This window comes from Streptomyces rapamycinicus NRRL 5491 (assembly GCF_024298965.1).
GTDB lineage: Bacteria > Actinomycetota > Actinomycetes > Streptomycetales > Streptomycetaceae > Streptomyces > Streptomyces rapamycinicus.
The window spans coordinates 10,358,033-10,378,874 of record NZ_CP085193.1; the positions used below are offsets into that span (position 1 = coordinate 10,358,033).

At 72.4% G+C, this 20,842-nt stretch carries 17 protein-coding genes, 1 pseudogene and 1 riboswitch; of the genes and pseudogenes, 11 read left to right on the top strand and 7 right to left on the bottom strand.

Annotation, left to right across the window (positions count from 1 at the left end; translation table 11 throughout):
- Positions 1–8 precede the first annotated feature (8 nt).
- The 7 genes from LIV37_RS42990 to LIV37_RS43020 are packed head-to-tail and all read left to right on the top strand — an operon-like array spanning position 9 to position 7,143.
- Positions 9–1,097, top strand: a complete 1,089-nt coding sequence (locus tag LIV37_RS42990; RefSeq protein ID WP_020873342.1) for a galactitol-1-phosphate 5-dehydrogenase — start codon at positions 9–11, stop codon at positions 1,095–1,097.
- Positions 1,094–2,185, top strand: a complete 1,092-nt coding sequence (locus LIV37_RS42995; RefSeq protein WP_020873343.1) for a zinc-dependent dehydrogenase — start codon at positions 1,094–1,096, stop codon at positions 2,183–2,185. Before LIV37_RS42990 ends, LIV37_RS42995 begins: the two co-directional genes overlap by 4 nt.
- A 5-nt stretch (positions 2,186–2,190) precedes the next feature.
- Entirely contained in the window at positions 2,191–3,690 is a 1,500-nt protein-coding gene (glpK, locus tag LIV37_RS43000; protein WP_020873344.1) for a glycerol kinase GlpK, read from the top strand.
- A gap of 52 nt (positions 3,691–3,742) precedes the next feature.
- Positions 3,743–4,705, top strand: coding sequence for a hypothetical protein (locus LIV37_RS43005; RefSeq protein ID WP_020873345.1), 963 nt, complete (start codon positions 3,743–3,745; stop codon positions 4,703–4,705).
- Positions 4,702–5,283, top strand: coding sequence for a glucose-6-phosphate isomerase (locus tag LIV37_RS43010; protein ID WP_020873346.1), 582 nt, complete (start codon positions 4,702–4,704; stop codon positions 5,281–5,283). The genes LIV37_RS43005 and LIV37_RS43010 overlap by 4 nt, the downstream gene beginning before the upstream one ends.
- On the top strand, positions 5,280–6,209 hold the full coding sequence (locus LIV37_RS43015; protein WP_121824945.1) for a phosphoglycerate dehydrogenase: 930 nt from the start codon (positions 5,280–5,282) through the stop codon (positions 6,207–6,209). The genes LIV37_RS43010 and LIV37_RS43015 overlap by 4 nt, the downstream gene beginning before the upstream one ends.
- Positions 6,210–6,225: 16 nt before the next feature.
- The gene (locus tag LIV37_RS43020; RefSeq protein ID WP_020873348.1) at positions 6,226–7,143 is read left to right on the top strand and encodes a MurR/RpiR family transcriptional regulator; all 918 of its coding nucleotides are present in this window, start codon (positions 6,226–6,228) and stop codon (positions 7,141–7,143) included.
- An 11-nt stretch (positions 7,144–7,154) separates the two neighbouring features.
- Here the strand turns inward: LIV37_RS43020 and LIV37_RS43025 are convergent, their stop codons facing one another.
- The 3 genes from LIV37_RS43025 to LIV37_RS43035 all read right to left on the bottom strand — a co-directional run bounded on the left by LIV37_RS43025 (position 7,155) and on the right by LIV37_RS43035 (position 12,561).
- Entirely contained in the window at positions 7,155–7,661 is a 507-nt protein-coding gene (locus tag LIV37_RS43025) for a hypothetical protein (protein WP_020873349.1), read from the bottom strand.
- Positions 7,662–7,791: 130 nt separating this feature from the next.
- Complete coding sequence (locus tag LIV37_RS43030) at positions 7,792–8,931, bottom strand: acyl-CoA dehydrogenase family protein (protein ID WP_020873350.1); 1,140 nt, start codon at positions 8,929–8,931, stop codon at positions 7,792–7,794.
- A gap of 114 nt (positions 8,932–9,045) precedes the next feature.
- Positions 9,046–12,561 carry an indolepyruvate ferredoxin oxidoreductase family protein gene (locus tag LIV37_RS43035; RefSeq protein WP_020873351.1) on the bottom strand — a complete coding sequence of 1,172 codons (3,516 nt, stop codon included), beginning with the start codon at positions 12,559–12,561 and terminating at the stop codon, positions 9,046–9,048.
- Between the two features lie 185 nt (positions 12,562–12,746).
- Here LIV37_RS43035 and LIV37_RS43040 point away from each other — a divergent pair, with 185 nt between their 5' ends.
- Genes LIV37_RS43040 through LIV37_RS43050 form a run of 3 tightly spaced genes read left to right on the top strand, consistent with a single transcriptional unit; the run spans position 12,747 to position 15,345 of the window.
- Entirely contained in the window at positions 12,747–13,187 is a 441-nt protein-coding gene (locus LIV37_RS43040; RefSeq protein WP_020873352.1) for an Lrp/AsnC family transcriptional regulator, read from the top strand.
- Complete coding sequence (locus LIV37_RS43045; RefSeq protein ID WP_020873353.1) at positions 13,169–14,101, top strand: helix-turn-helix domain-containing protein; 933 nt, start codon at positions 13,169–13,171, stop codon at positions 14,099–14,101. The genes LIV37_RS43040 and LIV37_RS43045 overlap by 19 nt, the downstream gene beginning before the upstream one ends.
- Positions 14,102–14,160: 59 nt before the next feature.
- Positions 14,161–15,345 (top strand): epoxide hydrolase family protein, encoded by a 1,185-nt coding sequence (locus LIV37_RS43050; protein ID WP_243146050.1) that lies wholly within the window; start codon positions 14,161–14,163, stop codon positions 15,343–15,345.
- Positions 15,346–15,366: 21 nt separating this feature from the next.
- Here LIV37_RS43050 and LIV37_RS43055 read toward each other — a convergent pair whose 3' ends face one another.
- Positions 15,367–16,299 carry an SDR family NAD(P)-dependent oxidoreductase gene (locus LIV37_RS43055; RefSeq protein ID WP_020873355.1) on the bottom strand — a complete coding sequence of 311 codons (933 nt, stop codon included), beginning with the start codon at positions 16,297–16,299 and terminating at the stop codon, positions 15,367–15,369.
- Between the two features lie 151 nt (positions 16,300–16,450).
- On the opposite strand from LIV37_RS43055, the gene LIV37_RS43060 reads away from it, so the two are divergent.
- Positions 16,451–17,317, top strand: coding sequence for a helix-turn-helix transcriptional regulator (locus tag LIV37_RS43060; protein WP_020873356.1), 867 nt, complete (start codon positions 16,451–16,453; stop codon positions 17,315–17,317).
- A gap of 73 nt (positions 17,318–17,390) precedes the next feature.
- Here LIV37_RS43060 and metE read toward each other — a convergent pair whose 3' ends face one another.
- The 3 genes and pseudogenes from metE to LIV37_RS43075 form a co-directional block, all read right to left on the bottom strand.
- A complete protein-coding gene (gene metE, locus LIV37_RS43065; RefSeq protein WP_020873357.1) occupies positions 17,391–19,709 on the bottom strand; it encodes a 5-methyltetrahydropteroyltriglutamate--homocysteine S-methyltransferase in 2,319 nt (772 codons plus the stop codon).
- Positions 19,710–19,876: 167 nt separating this feature from the next.
- A riboswitch (cobalamin riboswitch) is annotated at positions 19,877–20,098 on the bottom strand.
- A 68-nt stretch (positions 20,099–20,166) separates the two neighbouring features.
- A complete protein-coding gene (locus tag LIV37_RS43070) occupies positions 20,167–20,376 on the bottom strand; it encodes a hypothetical protein (protein WP_121823837.1) in 210 nt (69 codons plus the stop codon).
- 122 nt (positions 20,377–20,498) lie between these two features.
- Positions 20,499–20,726, bottom strand: a pseudogene (locus LIV37_RS43075) (helix-turn-helix domain-containing protein); the annotation flags it as partial.
- Between the last annotated feature and the right edge of the window lie 116 nt (positions 20,727–20,842).

Consider the following 20,842-nt stretch of genomic DNA (forward strand, 5'->3'; position numbering starts at 1 on the left):
ACCAAGCGATGAAGGCAGCAGTACTGCAATCCGAGGGCGTCCTCACCCTCACCGACATCCCGGCCCCCGCCCCCGTGGGCGACCGCTCCGTCCTCGTCCGCGTCGGCGGTGTGGGCGTATGCGGCTCGGACGTGCTGAGGTTCGGCCGCGGGAAGGCGTATCACTATCCGCTCGTCCTGGGCCACGAGTTCTCCGCCGTGGTCGAGGAGGTGCCGGAGGGAAGCCGCTTCCGCCCCGGGGACCGCGCCGCGGTCTTCCCCCTCCTGCCCGATCCGGCGGATCCGATGACCCAGATCGGCGAGTACGCCGTCGGCTCCGGCTACGACTACTACGGGTCGCGGCGCGACGGCGCCATGGCCGAGTTCCTCCATGTGCCCGAGGCCAATCTGGTGCCGGTGGCGCGGGATGTGCCGCTGGTGCACGCCGCCATGGTGGAGCCCGCCGCGGTCGCCCTGCACGCCATGCTGAAGTTCCAGCTGCCCGCGCACGCCACCGCGCTGGTGATCGGGGCCGGTCCCATCGGGGCGCTGGCCGCCCAGTGGCTGCGCATCCTGGGCGCCAGCGAGGTGTACGTGGCCGATGTGGACGAGCGCAAGCGCGCCGTCATGGCCGGTCTCGGCTTCCCGGTCATCGACGCGTCCGCCGGGGACACCGTGGACACGGTCCGGGAGCTGACCGGCGGCCGGGGCGTGGACTGCGCGGTGGAGGCGAGCGGTCTGCCCGCCACCCTCGTCCAGGCCATCACCGCGGCGGCCCCGCTCGGCCAGGTGACGCTCCTGGGCGACATCTCCGGTGACCTGACCCTGCCGCGCGCCCTGGTCTCCTCGATCCTCCGCCGTGAGCTGCGCGTCTACGGCACCTGGAACTCCAGGATCACCCCGGCCGGGCGCAGCGAATGGGACATGGTGGTCCACCACCTGGGCCGCGATCTGAAGGTGGCGCCGCTCATCAGCCACACCCCGAGCCTGGAGGAGGCACCGGCGATGTTCGCCGACATGCTGGAGCGCCGCACCTGGTACAACAAGGTCGTCTTCGCGGTCGCCGACCAGGCCCAGGCCGAGCTCATCCGGCCGGGTGTCGTCGGAGGTGCGTCATGAGGGCCGCCGTTCTGCGCAGGCCGGGGGAGCTGGCGGTCGAGGACGTGGCCGAGCCCACCGTCGTCGGCGACGACCTGCTGGTGCGGGTCCGGGCCGCCTCCATCTGCGGCACCGACCTGCGCATCTTCAAGCACGGCCACTTCAAGATCCGCGACGGGCAGCCGCGGGTGCTCGGCCACGAGGTGGCGGGGGACGTGGTGGCGGCCGGGCCGCGGGTGACCGCGTTCCACCCGGGCATGCGGGTCACCGTCACCCCGAACGTGGGCTGCGGCCGCTGCGACATGTGCCGCCACGGCTACAACAACATGTGCCCGGACTACGAGGCGTTCGGCATCAGCATCGACGGCGGCTTCCAGGAGCTGCTGCGGGTGCCCGGCTTCGCCGTCCAGCGCGGCAACGTCTTCGAGATCCCCGAGGGCGTCTCGTACGCCGAGGCGGCCCTGGTGGAACCGTTCTCCTGCTGCTACAGCGGGCAGCGCGGGCTGCGGGTCGGCCCCGAGGACGTCGTGGTCATCACCGGCGCGGGCCCCATCGGGGCGTTCCATGTGCTGCTCGGCAAGCTCGCCGGGGCCCGCAAGGTGATCATCTCCAACCGCAGCCGGCCCCGTCTGGACCTCGCCGCCCGGCTCGGCGCCGATGTGTGTGTCGGGGTACGCGAACAGGACCTGGCCGAGGTGGTGCGCGAGCATACCGGCGGCCGGGGCGCGGACGTGGTCATCACGGCCGTGTCCGACCCCCAGGTGCAGGCGCAGGCGGCCGAACTGCTCGCCCCGCTCGGCCGGCTCAACTACTTCGCCGGCCTCGGCGCCGCGCGGACCATCCCGCTCGACACCAACGCCGTGCACTACAAGGGCCTCACCCTGACCGGGACGACCGGCTCCACCAACGGCGACTACGGCCGTTGTCTGCGGCTGGTCGGCGAGCGCCGCGTCGATCTGTCACCACTGGTCAGTGAGGTGTTCCCACTGGAGAAGATCCACGATGCCTTCGGCTACGCGGCCTCCGGGGCCGGGATGAAGGCCATGGTCACGTTCGACGGCGACCCCCACGCCACCACATCGCGCCCCGCCCCGGCAGAAGGCAGGTGACATCCATGACCCACCGCTATGTCATGGCCTTCGACGCCGGCACCACCAGCATCCGGGCCATCCTCTTCGACAAGGCGGGCGACATCGCCGCGGTCGCCAGCCAGGAGTTCCCGCAGATCTATCCGCAGCCCGGCTGGGTCGAGCACAACCCGCTCGACATCTGGAACACCCAGGTCACCGTCGCCAAGCAGGTGCTGGCCCAGGCCGAGTGCGGCTCCGAGGACATCGCCGCCATCGGTGTCACCAACCAGCGCGAGACGGTGGTGGTCTGGGACCGCGCCACCGGAGAGCCCGTGCACCACGCCATCGTGTGGCAGGACCGCCGCACCGCCGCGCTGTGCGAGGAGCTCAAGGCCCGCGGCCTGGAGGAGTACGTCCAGCGGACCACCGGGCTGATCATCGACGCCTACTTCTCCGCCACCAAGGTGAAGTGGATCCTCGACAACGTCCCCGGCGCACGGCAGCGCGCCGAGCGCGGCGAACTCGCCTTCGGCACCGTCGACTCCTGGCTGATCTGGAACCTCACCGGCGGCGCCGCACACGTCACCGACTACACCAACGCCTCGCGCACCATGCTGTTCGACATCACCCGGCTGGACTGGGACCAGCGGCTGCTCGACGAGCTCGACATCCCCCGCGAGATCCTCCCCGAGGTGCGTCCCACCAGCGAGCTCTACGGCCACACCGATGAGTCGGTGCTGCTCGGCGCCCGGATCCCGGTCGCCTCGGCCGTAGGCGACCAGCAGGGCGCGCTGTTCGGCCAGGCGTGCTTCGACCCGGGCTCGGTGAAGGCCACGTACGGCACCGGGGCCTCGCTGGTCCTCAACACCGGTGACAGCCCCGTCTTCAGCGGCAGCGGCATGCTCACCACCATCGCCTGGGGCGTGGACGGCGGCGTCGAATACGCCCTGGAAGGGCTGATCTTCGTGGCCGCCGCCTCCATCCAGTGGCTGCGCGACGAGCTCCAGATCGTCTACGACGCCGAGGACACCGAGTACGCCGCCCTCAACGTCCCCGACACCAACGGCGTCTATGTCGTACCGGCCTTCGTGGGGCTCGCCGCCCCGTACTGGGACCAGTACGCGCGCGGCGCCATCCTCGGCCTGACCCGCGGCGCCAGCCGCAAGCACGTCATCCGGGCCACGCTGGAGTCCATCGCCTACCAGATCCGCGACGTCATCACCTGCATGGAGGCCGACTCGGGCCTCACCACGCGGGAGATCAAGGTCGATGGCGGGGCCACCGCCAACAACTTCCTCATGCAGTTCCAGGCCGACATCCTCGACGTCCCCGTGCTGCGCCCCACCGTCATCGAGTCCTCGGCCCGTGGCGCGGCCTTCCTCGCCGGGCTCGCCACCGGGTTCTGGCAGGACCGGGAGGAGCTGTCCGGCACCTTCCGGCTCGAGCGCCGCTTCGACTGCGCGATGGACCGCGCACGGGCCGACCGGCTCTACGCGGGCTGGCAGAAGGCGGTGGGCTGCGCCCGGGACTGGGAGGAGCACTGACCCGGCCGCCCACCCGGCTTAACCACGCACGGCTCCTCGAAGGAGAACTGACATGCCGCGGACGTATCACGCCGCCGCCCGCCCGACGATGTACTTCATCGGCGTCACCACCACCAAGTCCTCCATCATGAAGGTCTTCCCGGCGTGGGCGCGCGAGCTGAACCTCGACGCCGTCATCGAGGGCATCGACCTCCCGCTGGACGACACCCCCGAGCACTACCGGGAGGTGGTCGACTTCATCAAGCACGACCCGCACTCGCTGGGCGCGCTGGTCACCACCCACAAGCTCAACCTCTACAAGGCCGCCCACGAACTCTTCGACGGCGTCGGCCACGAAACCGAGCTGCTGGACGAGGTCAGCAGCGTCTCCAAGCGCGGCGACCAGCTGTGGGGCCACGCCATGGACCCCGTCACCAGCGGCCTGGCCCTGGAGGCCATCGTGCCCGACGGTTACTGGTCCCGCACCGGGGGCGAGCTGCTGCTGCTCGGCGCGGGCGGCTCCTCCCTCGCCCTCACGCTGTATCTGCACAACCGCCAGGCGGCCGGTGGCGACGTCCCCTCCCGCATCGTGGTCACCAATCGCCGCGAGGCCCGGCTGCGCGAGATGCGCACCGTCCACGAACGCCTCGGCTTCACCATCCCCGTCGACTACCGGCTCGCCCCCGAGCCGAGCGACAACGACGCACAGCTGCGGACACTCTCCCCCGGCTCCGTCGTGGTCAACGCCACCGGACTCGGCAAGGACCGGCCCGGCTCCCCGCTCACCGACGCCGCCCGGTTCCCCGCCGACGCCATCGCCTGGGACTTCAACTACCGCGGCGACCTGGTCTTCCTGGACCAGGCACGGGCCCGGCGGGACGCCTCCGGGCCGAGCGTCGTGGACGGCTGGCTGTACTTCATCCACGGCTGGACCCGCGTCATCGCCGAGGTCTTCCACATCGACATCCCCACCCACGGCCCCGTCTTCGAGCGGCTGTCCCGCATCGCCCGCGACGTCACCAAGGAGCACGCATGAGCACCACCGCCCCCCGCCCGGCCGTCGTCACCGACTTCAGCCTCGCCACCGGGCTCTCCCGGACCAAGAAGCCGCTCCAGCGCCGCATGTCCGCCATGGCCGGGATGTACGCCGACCAGGAGGCGGCGGAGCGCCTGGCCGAAGAGGACGTCCTGGTCTACGAGTTCTTCGACATGGGCGTCCCCCAGAGCTCCGGGGAGGTGGCCTACGGCACCAGCATCACCTACCCGGGCAAGGTCGGTGACGAGTACTTCATGACCAAGGGCCACTTCCACTCCGTGCTCGACACCGCCGAGATCTACTACTGCCTGCGCGGCCGGGGCCTGATGATGATGGAGAACCCCGAGGGCGATGTGCAGTGGCAGGAATTCACCCCCGGCCAGGGCGTCTACGTCCCCGGCCGGTACGCCCACCGCTCCATCAACACCTCGCCCGACGAGCCGCTGATCACCTTCTTCGCCTTCCCCGGCCACGCCGGACACGACTACGGCACCATCGAGACCAAGGGCTTCCGCAAGATCGTGGTGGAGCGCGACGGTGCCCCGGCGGTCGTGGACAACCCGAAGTGGGCGCGGTGACGAACCGGATCGCCGTCACGCCACGTTCGCTCTCCCAGGGCGGCCACCCCGCGCTGGCCGCCCTGGAGGCGGCGGGCTACGACCTGCTGTTCCCCACCCCCGGCCGCCAGCCCACCCGCGAGGAGCAGCTGCGGTTCCTGCCCTCGTGCGTCGGCTATCTCGCCGGGGTCGAGCCGATCACCCGCGAGGTGCTGGCCGCGGCCCCCGGCCTCAAGGTCATCAGCCGCAACGGCGTAGGAGTCGACTCCGTCGACCTGACCGCCGCCGCCGAGCGGGGAGTGGCCGTCGAGACCGCCGCCGGGGCCAACGCCCAGGGCGTCGCCGAACTCGCCATCGCCCTCATGCTCGCCGGGCTGCGCCACATCCCGCCGCAGGACGCGGCGCTCAAGGCCGACCGGTGGCAGCGGATCCGGGGCCGCGAGGTGGCCGGGCGCACCCTCGGGGTCGTGGGATGCGGGCAGATCGGCCGCAGGGTGGTCCGGCTCGGCCTCGGGCTCGGCATGTCCGTACGCGCCTTCGACGCCTTCCCCGACCCGGAGTTCACCCCCGCCGGGGACTTCTCGTACACCACGATGGACGATCTGCTCGCCCGCGCGGACGCGGTGACCCTGCACTGCCCGCCCGCCGAGCGGCCACTGATCGACAAGGCCGCCGTCGCGGCCATGCGGCCCGGCGCCCATCTGGTCAACACGGCCCGCGCGAGCCTGGTCGACGACGGCGCGGTCCTCGACGCCCTCGAGGACGGCCGGCTCATCGGGTACGCCACCGATGTGTACGACCAGGAGCCGCCGGAGCCCCAGGAGCTGTTCCACCACCCGCGCGTGATCACCACACCCCATATCGGGGGGTACACCGGGGAGAGTGTGGAGCGCGCCACCCGCGCGGCCGTGGAGAATCTGCTACGGGTACTTACCGTCCCTTCCTGAGACCACGGAGCGAGTCATGGCTGTCCCGGCGGATGAGGCCGGCAATGTGCTGCACCTCATCACCAGCAAGCTGCCCTACCTACCGGGCGCCCTGCGCCAGATCGGCGAGTATCTGCTGGCCCACCCCCGGCAGGCGCAGTCGATGACCATTTCGCAGCTGGCCTCGGCGTGCGGCGTGGCCGAGTCGACCGTCTCCCGGTTCGTCCGCGAGCTGGGCATGGACAGCTATCACTCGCTCCGCGTCAGCCTCGCCGAGGCCACCTTCGCCACCCGGTCGGCCGCCGCCGGCCGGGACGAGGAGTTCGTCTACGAGGGCATCCTGCGCGGGGACGAGCCCCCCGCCATCGTGGGCAAGATCGAGCGCAGCAGCCGCCAGACGCTGGCCCAGACCGCCAAGCAGGTCAGCGGCGACGCCATCAGCCGGGCCGTCGATCTGCTGCACGAAGCGGACGCGGTGGTGTTCTGCTGCATGGGCTCCTCCAGCATCGCCGCGGAGGAGGGGGTCATGCGGTTCACCCGGGCGGGCAAGAAGTGTCTGCTCTACCGCGACCAGAGCGTGCAGGTCATGCTGGCCACCATCCTGACGCCACGGGATGTGCTCATCGGCATCAGCGACTCCGGCAAGTCCACCGCCATCGTGGACGCCATGCGGCTGGCCCGGCAGACCGGGGCCACCTCCATCGGCATCACCTCCGTCCAGGACAGCCCGCTGGCGGAGCTCAGCGATGTGCCGCTGTTCACCTCCAACGTCGCGGGGGAGGGGCTGTACGGGGAGTCCGTCACCTCGAAGTGGGGCCAGCTGCTGCTGATCGACATCCTCTACGCCACCTACGCGGCACGCCACTTCGACGACACCCTCCACCACCTCAAGGAGACCTACGAGGCGGGCATCCGCCACTCCCGTTCCCCGGGGATCCCGCCCGTGGAGAGCTGACCCGGAGCCGGTCACCTGGACACGATGTGCAGGATCGCCGTGCCGTCCTCCCCGGCCGCCATCAGGATCACCACGGCGCCGGGCTGGGCGGCCGGCCGCGTGGTGCTCACCCTTCCGCACGAGTTGCTGCTGCCGTGGTCGCGCAGCACGGTGACGCACCCCTGGCCGGGGCCGCTCGCCCCGCCCTGGGAGCGGTTGTTGCCCGACCTCACCGTGTACGTGATCTTGTTCGGGCCGATCTCGTTCACGGTCAGCGTCGCCGGACCGGCCGGACCCTTGAAGCCGACCGTCACCCGCTCGGACACCGCGATCGCGCAGTCGCCGTCCGCGCAGGCGCCGACGTCACGCCCGTCCGCCGCCGGCACCGGCGGTTTCGCCGGGGCGCCGAGATCGCCGGAGGGGCTGCCCGAGGGCTGTGCGGAACGGGACGCCGACGGGTTCCCACGGTGCGAGGGCACCCCGTCGGTCGTGTCCGACCCGCCGCAACCGGCCACGGTCAGCGCGGCCAGCACCGTCATCACCGCTGCCGTACGACCTGATCCCGGCTGTTGCGCGCGTGCCCCGCGCGTTCCACGTACCGATGTCATGGTGGTCATCATGACCCGTCCTCCCGGCGTGCCCGGGTGCGACATTCCGTCGTGGGGCCGGTCAGGGGGCCAGCTGGCGGCTGATGATGAGCCGCTGGATCTGGTTGGTGCCCTCGAAGATCTGCATGATCTTCGCTTCGCGCATATAGCGCTCCACGGGGAAATCGCGGGTGTAGCCGTAGCCGCCGAAGACCTGGACGGCGTCCGTGGTCACCTTCATGGCGGCGTCGGTCGCCGTCAGCTTGGCGACGCTGGCCTGACGGGTGTACGGGCGCCCGTGGTCGCGGCGGCGGGCCGCGTCCAGATAGGTGGCGCGTGCGGAGTCGACCGCGGCGGCCATGTCGGCCAGCAGGAAGCCGAGCCCCTGGTGGTCGATGATCCTGCGGCCGAAGGCGGTACGTTCATGGGCGTAGCCGACCGCGGCGTCCAGGGCGGCCTGGGCGAGCCCGGTGGCGCAGGCGGCGACGCCCAGCCGGCCGGAGTCCAGGGCCTGGAAGGCGATGTGGAGCCCCTGGCCCTCGCCGCCGATGAGCCGGTCGGTGGCGAGGAGGGCGTCGTCCCAGAAGGCGGAGGTGGTGGGGATGGCGTGCAGGCCCATCTTCTCCTCGGGCCGGCCGAAGCTGAGGCCGTCGGTGTGGCCGGGAGCGAAGAAGCAGGAGATGCCGTCGCTGCCGGGGCCGGTGCGGGCGAACAGCGCGTAGAAGTCCGCCTTGCCGCCGTGGGTGATCCACGCCTTGGCGCCGTTGATCCGATAGCCGTCGGGGGCCTTCTCGGCACGGCAGGTCAGGGCCGCCGCGTCGGATCCGGCCTGGGGCTCGGACAGGCTGTACCCACCGATGAGCCGGCCGCCGAGGATGTCCTCCGCCCAGCGTTCGCGCTGCTCGGTGGTGCCGAAGGTGAGCAGGGGGAAGGCGGCGAGGGTGTGGACGCTGGTGGCGATGGCGACGGCGGCCCAGCGCGCGGCCAGCTCCTCCAGCACCTGGAGGTAGACCTCGTAGGGCTGGCCGCCCCCGCCGTACTCCTCCGGGTAGGGCAGGCCGAGCAGCCCGGCGTCGCCCAGCAGGCGGAACAGGCCCTCGGGGTAGGTCTCGCTGCGTTCGTGCCCGTCGACGCGGAGGGCGAGCTCCTTGTCGGCGATCTCGCGGACGAGGTCGAGCAGGTCCTCGGCCTCACGGGTGGGAAGCAGACGGTCGACGGGCATGAGGGGCGCTCCTGTGGTGCGGACGGGCGAGGAGAGGGCTCAGGGCCTGTCCGGGGTGGTGATCTGGGCTCGCGGGGCCAGATCACCACCCCGGACAGGCCCTGAGGGCCGGGGTCAGACGGAGACGGTCGCGGTGGCGTCGGCGGTCGCGGTCAGCTCGTCCAGAGCCGCGCGGGCCGTGGTGCGGAACTCCTCGACCCGGGCCAGCTTGATGTCCTCGTAGCCGCGGACGGCCTCGACGAGCCGCACCAGATCCTCCACGGCGGCGGCGTTGCCGGGCGTCAGACGGGCCAGGGCGGCGCGGACCAGGCGCGGGTACTCCTCGATCAGCGCCCGCTCCTGGCGGCGCACCTCGGCGTATCCGAACAGGTCCAGCCGGGTGCCCCGCAGCCGCCGCAGGGCGCGGAGGAGCGAGAAGAGGGCGGGCGCCGTGCGGCGGAGCCGGATCTTGCGCTTCATGCCCAGCGCGCGCAGCGCCGGGGGGTGCAGCAGGACGGAGACGGTGGCATCGGCACCGAACTCTTCCGCGACCCTGGCCCGTTCCACGGTGTCCAGATGGAGCCGGGCCACCTCGTACTCGTCCTTGTAGGCCATCAGCTTGTGCAGCCCCTCGGCGTAGCCGACGGCGATGCGCTCGCCCGCCTCGTCACCGGCCCGCCGCCGGGCCAGCGCGGCGACCTCCGCCACCTCGGCGGCGTACCGCTCGGCGTAGGCCCGGTCCTGATAGGCGATCAGGTCGGCGGCGCGCGGGGCGAGGGTGTCCTGGAGCGTTCCGGGCCGGGCGGCCGTGCCCGCGATGGTGTGCGCCTCGGGTGTGATCTCCAGGACCGGCCGTTCCGGTGCGGCCAGGGCACGCCGTACGGCGTCGGGGTCGAGGGCGGCGGCGCGCCCCCAGCGGAAGGCCGCGAGATTCTTCTCCACGGCGGGGCCGAGCCGGATCGCGCCCTCGATGGCGTCTTCCGTCAGCGGAATGCAGCCGTGCTGGAAGGCGGCTCCGACGAGGAGCATGTTGGTCGGCATGTGATCGCCGAACAGGGCCTCGGCCATGCTCTGCGCGTCGAGGTAGAGGTTGTCCCCGGGGCGGGTGGCCGACTCCACGCGCTCCAGGGCGTCGTCCGGTGAGCCGGGCACGACGACCCGGTTGGTCACCATGGCCGCGGTGGGGACGATGGCGGAGTTGACGACGGCGATGGTGTGGCCGGGGCGGGCGATGCGCAGATTGGCGTCGGCGGCCGCCCCGAGCAGATCGAAGCCGATGAGCACGTCCGCGGTCGCACGGGAGGCCCGCACGGCACCGGTGACCGGGGTGGCCGAGATCCGTACGTCGCTGACGACGGGCCCGCCCTTCTGGGCCAGCCCCGTCTGCTCGAGTCCGGCCGCGTAGCGGCCGTCGAGATGGGCGGCCCGCTGGAGCATCTGTGAGACGGTCACGACACCGGTGCCGCCGATGCCGGGCATCCGCAGCAGCGCGCTGTCCCCGGCCACCGCCGGGGTGGGCGCGGTCAGGGCCACGGGCGGCCGGGGCACGGAGCGGGGCCGCTTGCCCTTCGCCGCCTTGGCCGTCCCCGCCTTCGGCTCGACGAGGAGGAAGGAGGGGCAGTCGCCCTTCAGGCAGCTGAAGTCGGAGTTGCAGGACGCCTGGTGGATCCGGGTCTTGCGGCCGAAGGTGGTGTCCACGGGCTGCACCGACAGACATGTGGAGACATCCCCGCAGTCGCCGCAGCCCTCGCAGACCCGCTCGTTGATGACCACCTTCTCGGCGGGGGTGGGCAGCTGACCGCGCTTGCGCAGCCGGCGCTCCTCCGCGGCGCAGCGGTCGTCATGGATGAGCACGGTCACGCCGTTCATGGCGGCCAGCTCCTGCTCGGCCTCGGGCAGATCGTCGCGGTGGCGCACCGTGGCGATCGGATCGAGGCGTACGCCGCGGTAGTCGGCCGGTGCCGCGGTGGTCACCACGACCTTCCGCACGCCCTCCAGGGCGAGCCAGCGGGTCAGCGCCGGGACGCCCAGCCGTCCCTCGGGCCGCTGGCCGCCGGTCATCGCGACGGCGTCGTTGTAGAGGAGCTTGTACGTCATGGTCACGCCCGCGGCCACCGCCGCGCGGACGGCGAGGGAGCCGGAGTGGTGGAAGGTGCCGTCACCGAGGTTCTGCACGAAGTGCCGGTCGTCGGTGAACGGGGCCAGGCCGATCCACTGGGCGCCTTCGCCGCCCATCTGGGTCAGCCCGATCTGGTGGCCGCGGCCCGCGCCATCGAGGGCGATCATGGCGTGGCAGCCGATGCCCGCGCCGACGAGGGTGTCATCGGCGGTGCGGGTGGAGGTGTTGTGCGGGCAGCCGGAGCAGAAGTAGGGCGTGCGCGCCGACACGGTGGGCAGCGCGATCCGGGGCGCGGGCGGCGGTGCCAGCGAGGCCAGCCGGGCGGTCGCGGTCCGCGGCAGCCGATCCTGGCCGATGCGCTGGGCCAGGGCCTTGGCCACGTCCTCGGCCCCGAGGGTGCCCCGGGCGGTGAGCAGCGGGCGGCCGTTCTCGCCGCGGCGGCCGACCACCACGGGCGCGTCCGCGCTGCCGTACAGGGCGGCCTTGAGGTGCCCTTCGAGGAAGGGCACCTTGTCCTCGACGACCAGGACCTGGTCCAGATCGCCGGTCATGGCCACCAGGTCCTCGTCGCAGAGCGGGAACGGCATCGCCAGCCGGATCAGCCGGATACCGAGGGCCTCCATGTCCGCCTCGCCGATGCCGAGGTCGGCCAGGGCGCGCCGCACCACGGCGTAGGAGGTCCCGGAGGCCATTACGCCCAGGGTGGCGTGCGCGGCGCTGAAGGTGATGCGGTTCAGCCCGGCCTCGCGGGCGTAGGCGCGCGCCAGGTCCAGCCGGCGGGTGAGCATGTCGTGCTCGGCGTCCAGGGACGCGGGGCCCACGAGGGTGGGCGGCGCGCCGCGCGGGGCGGCGGGCGGGGCGGGGATGTCGGGCCGGAGGGCGTCGAGGTCGACGACCGCCGAGGCGTCCGCGATATCCGCGACGATCTTCAGCCCGGCCCAGAGCCCGGTGGCCCGGGACAGGGCCACGGCGTGCAGTCCGAATTCGAGGATCTCGGGTACGGAGCCGGGCGCGAGCAGGGGCATGGCCAGGCTCTGGCACATCGGCTCGCACGAGCTGGGCACGGTCGAGGACTTGGCTCCGGGGTCGTCGCCGATCCAGGCCACCGCGCCGCCCAGCGACGCCGTACCGGCCACCGTCCCGTGCCGCATCGCGTCGGCCGCGCGGTCAAGACCGGGGTTCTTGCCGTACCAGAACCCGGTCACCGCCTCGTGGCGGCGCCCGGGCACCTGCCCCAGCAGCTGTGTCCCGGCCACGGCGGTGGCGGCCAGCTCCTCGTTGAGGCCCGGCCGGAACACCACCCCGGCGGGGTCCAGGAAGCGGCGTGCCCGGTCCAGCTCCAGATCGACCCCGCCCAGCGGTGAGCCCGGATAGCCGGAGACGAACGCGCGGGTGTCCAGACCGCGCGCCGCGTCCAGCCGGCGCTGTTCGAGGGTGAGCCGGACCAGGGCCTGGATGCCGGAGATCAGCACCCGGCCGCTGCGGGCCGTGTAGGGGTCGTCGAGCGAAACCGCGGCGGGGTCGGTGCTCACGTGAGCCTCCTCGGCGTATCTGGGGTCCGGCCCAAGGACAGCAAGATCCCCTGGAGGAGCACAAGTAACTTGCGGCCGATCCAGGAGAAGACGCAAACTGTCGAAGATATTCGCGGGACTGACTAAAAGAGTTTGCGTGTGATGTGCGGATCGCGCGGGTGCGCGCGGCGCGGAGCGGAGGGCCGATGCCCGAGTTCGACGATGTTGACCGGCAGTTGCTGCGCATGCTGCGCGAGGACGGGCGGCGCACCTTCTCCGAGATGGCACCCGAGGTGGGATTGTCGGTGGCCGCGGTCAAGCGGCGGGTGGACCGGCTCAAGGACGCCGGGGTGATCAAGGGCTTCACGGTGCAGATCGACCACACCAAGCTCGGCTGGGGCATCGAGGCGTTCGTGGAGCTGTCCTACGCCGGTACGACACCGGTCGGGGAGATCGTCCGCACCTGCTACACGGTCCCCGAGGTGCAGGCCGTCTTCACCATCGCCGGTGACCCCGACGCCCTGGTACACGTCCGGGTGCGGGACATCGAGCATCTGCAGCAGGTCATCGACGGTCTGCGGCGCGCCGGCCTGGTCACCGGCACCAAGACGCTGATGGTGCTGGGCTCGTGGACACGCCACGCCTGACCACGGTCGTGGCTATGCTCGATGCGGTGTGTGACGCCCCTGATTTCGACCTCGAGCCGTATACCGGATTCGACGCCAACCCCTATGTCGAGCGGACGTTCAACAGCTGGGACGGCCTCGGCTGGCGGTCGTTGCTGCTGCAGCGGTTCGATCACACCGCGCGGGTGGAGCGGGTGGCGTTGCCCGCCACCGACGATCTGCACCTCGTCCTGACCGTCGCGGGCGACGCGGCCATGGAGACCTGTACCGGTGGGCGCTGGCGGCAGCGGCATTGGACGCCCGGACAGCTGGATATGGCGGTTCCGGGCGTGGCGTCGGTGCGCCGCTACCGGTCCGTGGTCCCCATGCGGACCGTCCAGGTGCACATTCCGCGCGTCACCGTCGCCCGTACGGTCGAGCAATTGGGCGGGGAGCGCGTCGACTACGAGCGGATGGCCGCCGCGGTTGCTTCGGGGGATCCGCTCGTCGAGCACACCATGCGGTCGTTGGACGCGGCCCGCGAAGTCGATGACCTGTATGCGGAGTCCGCGGCGACGTTCCTCGCCGTGCATGTGCTCACCCACGGGGTGCGGCCACCGCAGGCGGACCGGCCGGGCGCCGCCGGGCCCTGGGTGCACAAGGCCGTGGCGATGATGCGGGACCGGCTGGGCGGCCCCTTGACGGTGGCGGAGATGGCGGCCGGGGCCGGCTTCAGCGTGTACCACTTCATCCGGGCCTTCAGGGACGCCACAGGCCAGACGCCCCACCGCTATCTCACCCGGCTGCGGATCGAGGAGGCGCAGCGGCTGCTCCGGGCGGATGGGCTGTCCGTGGCGCAAGTGGCCACGCGGTGCGGATTCGGCAGCCCGGGTTCCCTGTCCACGGCGTTCCTGCGGCATACGGGCGTACGGCCGTCGGCCTACCGCAATCGCTGATCCGAGGACGGCAATCGCGCGCATTCCCGTGGCCAGGGGGCGCTTCTAGCGTTCGTGGCGTGCCAACTTCCTCTTCCCCGGGCGGAGTGACGCCCGACATCGAACCCTTTGCCATCTCCGTTCCCGACGCCGACCTCGAAGACCTGCGCCTGCGGCTGGAACGGGTCCGCCTGCCCGAATCGGAGACCGTGGCGGACGCGTCCCAAGGTGTGCCGCTGGACCATATGCGCGCGCTCCTCGCGGCGTTGCGCGAGCTGGACTGGCGGGCCCGCGAGAAGACGTGGAACGCCATTGGCCACTTCCGTACGGTCATCGACGGCCTGGAGCTGGCCTTCTGGCACGTCCGGTCGCCGGAGCCCGGGGCGATGCCCCTGCTGCTGACGCATGGCTGGCCCGGGTCGGTCCTGGAGTTCGAGCAGGTCATCGGCGCGCTCACCGATCCGGCCGCCCACGGCGGCGACCGGGCCGACGCCTTCGACGTCGTCGTCCCGTCACTGCCTGGGTTCGGCTTCAGCGGCCGTCCGGCGCGGACCGGGTGGAACCCCGCGCGGACCGCCGACGCCTGGGCGACGCTGATGAGCCGGTTGGGCTACGAGCGCTTCGGCGCGCACGGCGGCGACTGGGGCGCGTTCATCAGCACCGAGCTGGCCCGCCGCCACGCCTCGCGGGTGGCGGGCCTGCACCTGACGATGCCGGTGGCCGCACCCCTGCCGCGGGACCGGGAGACCGCCACCCCGGCGGAGGCGCGGATGATCGAACGGCGCGATCTGCACCTGGCCGACGGCTATGGGTTCGGCATCCAGATGGGCACCCGGCCCCAGACCCTCGGCTACGCCCTGCTCGACTCGCCCGCCGGTCTCGCCGCCTGGCTGGGCGAGAAGTTCGCCGCCTACGCCGACACCCGGGCCGAGGCGGGCGGGGGAGTGAGCCTTGACCGGCAGGCCGAAGGCATCGCCCTGTACTGGCTCACCGGGACGGGCGCGTCCAGCGCCCGCTGGTACTGGGAGGCGCTGCGCTGGACACCGCGCGGCGCCGAGGAGGAGAACGCCCTGCCGGTGACCGTGCCCACCGCGTGCACACTGTTCCCGGCCGAGCCATGGCCCACGGCCCAACGCTGGGCCGAGCGGCGCTATACGGATCTGCGCTCCTGGCACGAGATGGAGCTGGGCGGCCACTTCCCCGGACTGGAACGGCCCGGGACGCTGGTACGGGAGCTGCGGGACGCCTTCCGCACCCTGCGGTGACCGGGCGCCGCGCCAAGCCGCTCAGCCCGCGTGCGTCACGGTGAACCGCTCGACGGCGTCCCACAGTTCGCGCTCGCGCCGCGGGTCGTAGGACTCCTCCGACGACCGCGCCACGCGGGAGCGGTCGACGTAGGAGCCGGTCGGTGCCGGGGTCGTGCCCAGCACGGTGTCGGCGAGGTAGCGGCCCGCCGCGCCGCGGCCGGTGGCGAACGGCGTGAGGGCCATCACCGGCAGGACGCGCCGCATGGCGAACCGGGAGAGCGGACCGGCGTTGCGGGCGAGACCGGTGCCGGGGACGAAGCCGGGGTTGTACGCGATGGCGTCGATCCCGGCCGGAAGCCTCCGCGCGTACTCGTGCACGAGGTAGACGGCGGCCAGCTTGCTCGTCGAGTACGCGGTGCGCCCGCCCGCCGTGCCGGACGGCTTGGCGAAGGCCCCCGGGCGGGCCAGGACGTCGGGGGAGTTCCAGGCGGGGCCGGGCACCATGCCCATGTTGTGCTTGAAGTCCCCGAAGTGGGTGTCGCTGACGGTGATCACGATTCGGGCGGGCGCGGCGAAGCGGTCCTGGAGCACCCGGACGAAGAGGTGGTTGGCCAGTACGTTGATGGCGAAGGTGGCCTCGAACCCGTCGGGGGACTCGGTCAGCGCGTTGGTGTACTGCATGCCCGCGTTGCCCACGAAGCCGCGCAGCGGTGGCAGATCACCGCGCTCCAGCCGGTCATGGATCCCGGTGGCGGCGGAGCGGACGCTCTGGAGCGAGCCGAGGTCCGCCGGGACGTACGAGACCGGACGCCCGCCCGTGGCGAGCTCTTCGGCGAGCCGGGCGCCGGAGGACGCGCGGGCCACGACGAGGAGGTGCGCGTCGGGCGACCGGCGCACGATGTGCTCCGCGGCGACGCGCCCGATCCCGCGGCTCGCGCCCGTCATCACGATGGTGTGGTTCGCAGCAGGCATGGAAGGCTCCTTCACTGGTCGGCCGATGGCGCCCGGCCCGGGCGCGGCGGCTCCACGTTCGCCGCCCCCGCCGGCGCCGGCCAGTGCCGTCCCCGTCACTAGGACCGGCAGTACCCAGCCTCATCCGGCGCCGCGCGGCGAGAATGAACCCATGGCTTCCTCCCGCTCCGACTTCGCCGCGCTCCTGCGCGCCTGGCGCGACCGCCTCGCCCCGGCCGACGCCGGCTTCGCCCCCAAGGCGAGCCGTCGCGCCCCGGGGCTGCGCCGCGAGGAGCTCGCCGAACTGGCCGGGCTCTCCGTCGACTACATCCTGCGCCTGGAGCAGGGACGCGCGAAGCACCCGTCGGACCAGGTCGTCGGCGCCCTCGCCCGCGCCCTCCAGCTGTCCCGCGCCGAACGCGACCAGCTGTACCGGAGCGCCGGACTGCTGCCGCCGCGGGACGGGACGGTCAGCGCCCATGTGCCCCCGGGCGTCCAGCGGCTCGCGGCGCGCCTGGGCGACGTCCCGATCGGGGTGTTCACCGCGGACTGGACCCTGGTGTGGTGGAACGCCATGTGGAGCGCCCTGCACGGCGACCCCACCGTCCTGCCGGCCGCCGAACGCAACCTCGCCCGCGCCCTGTTCGGCACCGGTGCCGCCCGCGACCCGGTGCTCCGCGTCCGCCCCGAGCGCGGACCCGACACCTTCGAAACCTCGATCGTGGCCGACCTCAAGGACGCCGTCTCCCGCTACCCCGCCGACACCCGGCTCGCCCGCCTGGTGCGGGAACTACGGGCGGAGTCCGAGGTCTTCGCCCATCACTGGGCCACCCGGGCGACCGCCGCCCAGCACACCTCCGACCGCAAGACGATCCGGCATCCGGAGATCGGCGACATCCTGCTCGACTGCGATGTGCTCATCGTCGCCGGCGCGGATCTGCGCATGGTCACCTACACGGCGGCGACCGGAAGCAGCGACGCGGGCAAGCTGGACCTGCTGCGCGTCACAGGTGCGCACATCGCCGTACCCCGCCCGTAGCCGGTCCTGGTACGGCCGCTGGGGGTCGAGGTATCGGGGCCGGGGCGCGTGGCGCCCCGGCCGGTCGTCCGGGTCAGGACGCGGGCAGCTCACCGCGGACCGTACGGGCCGCGGTGACCAGGTTCTCCAGTGAGGCGCGGGTCTCCGGCCAGCCGCGGGTCTTCAGACCGCAGTCGGGGTTGACCCACAGCCGCTCGGCGGGGATGGCCCTCAGACCCGTCCGCAGCAGTTCGGCCGCCTCCTGGGCGCCGGGCACCCGCGGGGAGTGGATGTCGTACACCCCGGGCCCGGCCTCGCGCGGATAGCCGTGGGCGGCGAGCTCGCGGGCCACCTGCATATGGGAGCGGGCGGCCTCCAGGCTGATGACATCGGCGTCGAGGTCGTCGATCGCCTGGACGATGTCGCCGAACTCGGCGTAGCACATATGGGTGTGGATCTGGGTGTCGGGGCGTACGCCGCCCGTGGTGAGCCGGAAGGACTCGGTCGCCCAGGCCAGATAGGCGGGCCGGTCGGCGGTGCGCAGGGGCAGGGTCTCGCGCAGCGCGGGCTCGTCCACCTGGATGACCGAGGTCCCGGCCGCCTCCAGGTCGTTCACCTCGTCGCGCAGGGCGAGGGCGATCTGGCGTGCGGTGTCGCCGCGGGGCTGGTCGTCGCGGACGAAGGACCAGGCCAGCATCGTCACCGGGCCGGTGAGCATGCCCTTGACCGGGCGGTCGGTGAGGGACTGGGCGTACGCCGTCCAGCGCACCGTCATCGGCTCGGGGCGCGAGATGTCACCGGCCAGGATCGGCGGGCGGACGTAACGGGTGCCGTAGGACTGGACCCAGCCGTGCTGGGTGGCCAGATAGCCGGTGAGCTGCTCGGCGAAGTACTGGACCATGTCGTTGCGCTCGGCCTCGCCGTGCACCAGCACATCCAGGCCGGTCTTCTCCTGGAAGGAGACCACCTCCTGGATCTCGGCCCTGACGCGCTCCTCGTACCCGGCCGTGTCGATCCGGCCCCCGCGCAGGTCGGCGCGGGCGGTGCGGAGTTCGCCGGTCTGCGGGAAGGAGCCGATGGTGGTGGTCGGCAGCAGCGGCAGCCGGAGGTGGGCGCGCTGGGCCGCAGTGCGCTCGGCGTACGGCTGGGAGCGGTGGGCGTCGGCCTCGGTGACCACGGCGGCGCGGGCGCGGACGGCCGGGTCGCGGGTGATGGGGGAGCCCGCGCGGGAGGCGAGGTCGGCCCGGTTCGCGGCCAGTTCGGCGGTGATCGCGCCGGTGCCGCGGGCCAGGCCCCTGGCGAGGGTGACGATCTCCGCGGTCTTCTGCCGGGCGAAGGCCAGCCAGCGCAGGATCTGCGGTTCGACGTCCCGCTCGGCCGTCGCGTCGAGCGGGACGTGCAGCAGCGAGCAGGAGGCGGCCACGTCGACCCGGTCCGCCAGGCCCAGCAGGGTGCCGAGCGTGGCCAGGGACTTCTCCAGGTCGTTGACCCAGATGTTGCGGCCGTTGACGACACCGGCGACCAGCCGCTTGCGGGGCAGCCCGCCGACGGCGGCCAGCGCGTCCAGGTTCGCCGCGGCGGCCTCCGTGAAGTCCAGCGCCAGCCCCTCGACCGGGGCCTTGGCCAGCACCGGCAGCGCCTCGCCGAGACGGTCGAAGTACGAGGCGACCAGCAGCTTCGGGCGGTCGGTGAGGGCGCCCAGGTCGCGGTAGGCGCGCCCGGCCGCGTGTCGCTCGGCGGGGGTGCGGTCCTGGACCAGGGCGGGCTCGTCGAGCTGCACCCATTCGGCACCGGCCGCCCGCAGGTCGGCCATGACCTCGGCGTACACCGGAAGCAGCCGGTCCAGCAGGGTGAGCGGCTCGAAGCCGGCGGGCGCGCCGGGCGCGGGCTTGGCGAGCAGGAGGTACGTGACGGGGCCGACGAGGACCGGTCGCGCGGTCAGCCCGAGGGCGATGGCCTCCTTGAGCTCCGCGACCTGCTTGGCGGAGTCGGCCGCGAACACCGTGTCCGGACCGAGTTCGGGGACCAGATAGTGGTAGTTGGTGTCGAACCACTTGGTCATTTCCAGCGGCGCCACGTCCTGGGTGCCCCGCGCCATCGCGAAGTACCCGTCGAGCGGGTCGGCGGCGACCGCGTCCCGGTGGCGGCCGGGGATGGCGCCGACCATGACGGTGGTGTCCAGCACATGGTCGTAGTACGAGAAGTCGCCGGTGGGGACCTCGTCGATGCCCGCCCCGGCCAGTTGCCGCCAGTTGGCGCGGCGCAGTTCGGCGGCGGTGGCCCTCAGCGCGTCGCCGGTGACGCGGCCCTTCCAGTAGCCCTCGATCGCCTTCTTCAGTTCCCGGTTCGGGCCCTGGCGGGGGTAGCCGTACACGGTGGCCCGTGCCGCCGCGGCTGCGGACTTGGTGGTCACGGAGATCTCCTTCGCGAGATGAATCCCTGAGGTCCCGGCGACGGGAGGAGAGCGCGAAGGGTGACGGACCGGACGCCACGACCTCGCGCGGCAGGCGCGCGGTCGTCCACCTGGTACCTGTTCGCCGACCCGCCCTCGAGGTCACCGGGATGTCCGCGCACGGGTGGTCCGTACGCGGGCAGATGGCAGGTCTTCGGACTCACGGGCGCGTCCTCCTCAGGAGGACACCTACTGGCCGTCGCTTCCCAGGTCCTTCTCACCGGACCCAGTGCGTATGACGGCGGTCGTTCCCGCTCACCGCTGCGGGGCAGTCCCGGATTTCCACCGGGTTCCCTCTTGCGACGCCTCCCGCCTGGCGGACGGGGCGAACCAGCTGCACCGGCCAGCCTACGGCATGGGAAACCCCCGGCCGTGTCGGCCGGGGGTTCCGCTCCTCACGGGCGCGTGGAGCAGGGGGTCAGCACGCTCCGGAGTCCGACTCGCCCACCAGGTTGACCGGGACGGTGACGAAGGAGAACTGGTTGCTGGCGCATACGCCGGGGAAGGTCGTGCTGCTGGTGTTGTTGACGGTGACATCGGGAGTGTCCTCCGCGACGGCACCGGTCGCGCCGACGGCGAGGGACGCGGCGGTGAGAGCGAGCGTGGACAGGGCGGTCCGCATACGCATGGGAACTCCTTGCTGGGGATGAGCGGCCGGAAATGACCGGCTTCGCATGCATGGTGCCCCTTTGTCGGGCGGATCGCGGCCCAACGTCCCCCCAATGGGGTAACACGTCACCCGCTGTCACATCATCCGCCGCCGAGCCGCGCGTCGTCCGCCGGGGCGCAGGGCGGGATGGTCGGCGGGCGGGCCGGGTCGGGGACGCGGTTGGTGAAACCGCCGGGGACCGAGCGGCACTGCTGTTCGCGGAAGCGGACCGGTGCGGTGCCCACGCGGCGGGCGAACAGCCTGCTGAAGTAGGCGGGGTCGTCGTAGCCGACGCGGCGGGCGATGGCGGCCACCGGCAGTTCGGTGCCGACCAGGCCGCGCCGCTCTCGCGGTCGGTGTACGCGACGATGCGCGGGAACTCCGGGTCCACCCGGACCTCCAGCCGCTTCGACCGCAAGGTGCGCTCGGTGCGCTCGGTGGCGCG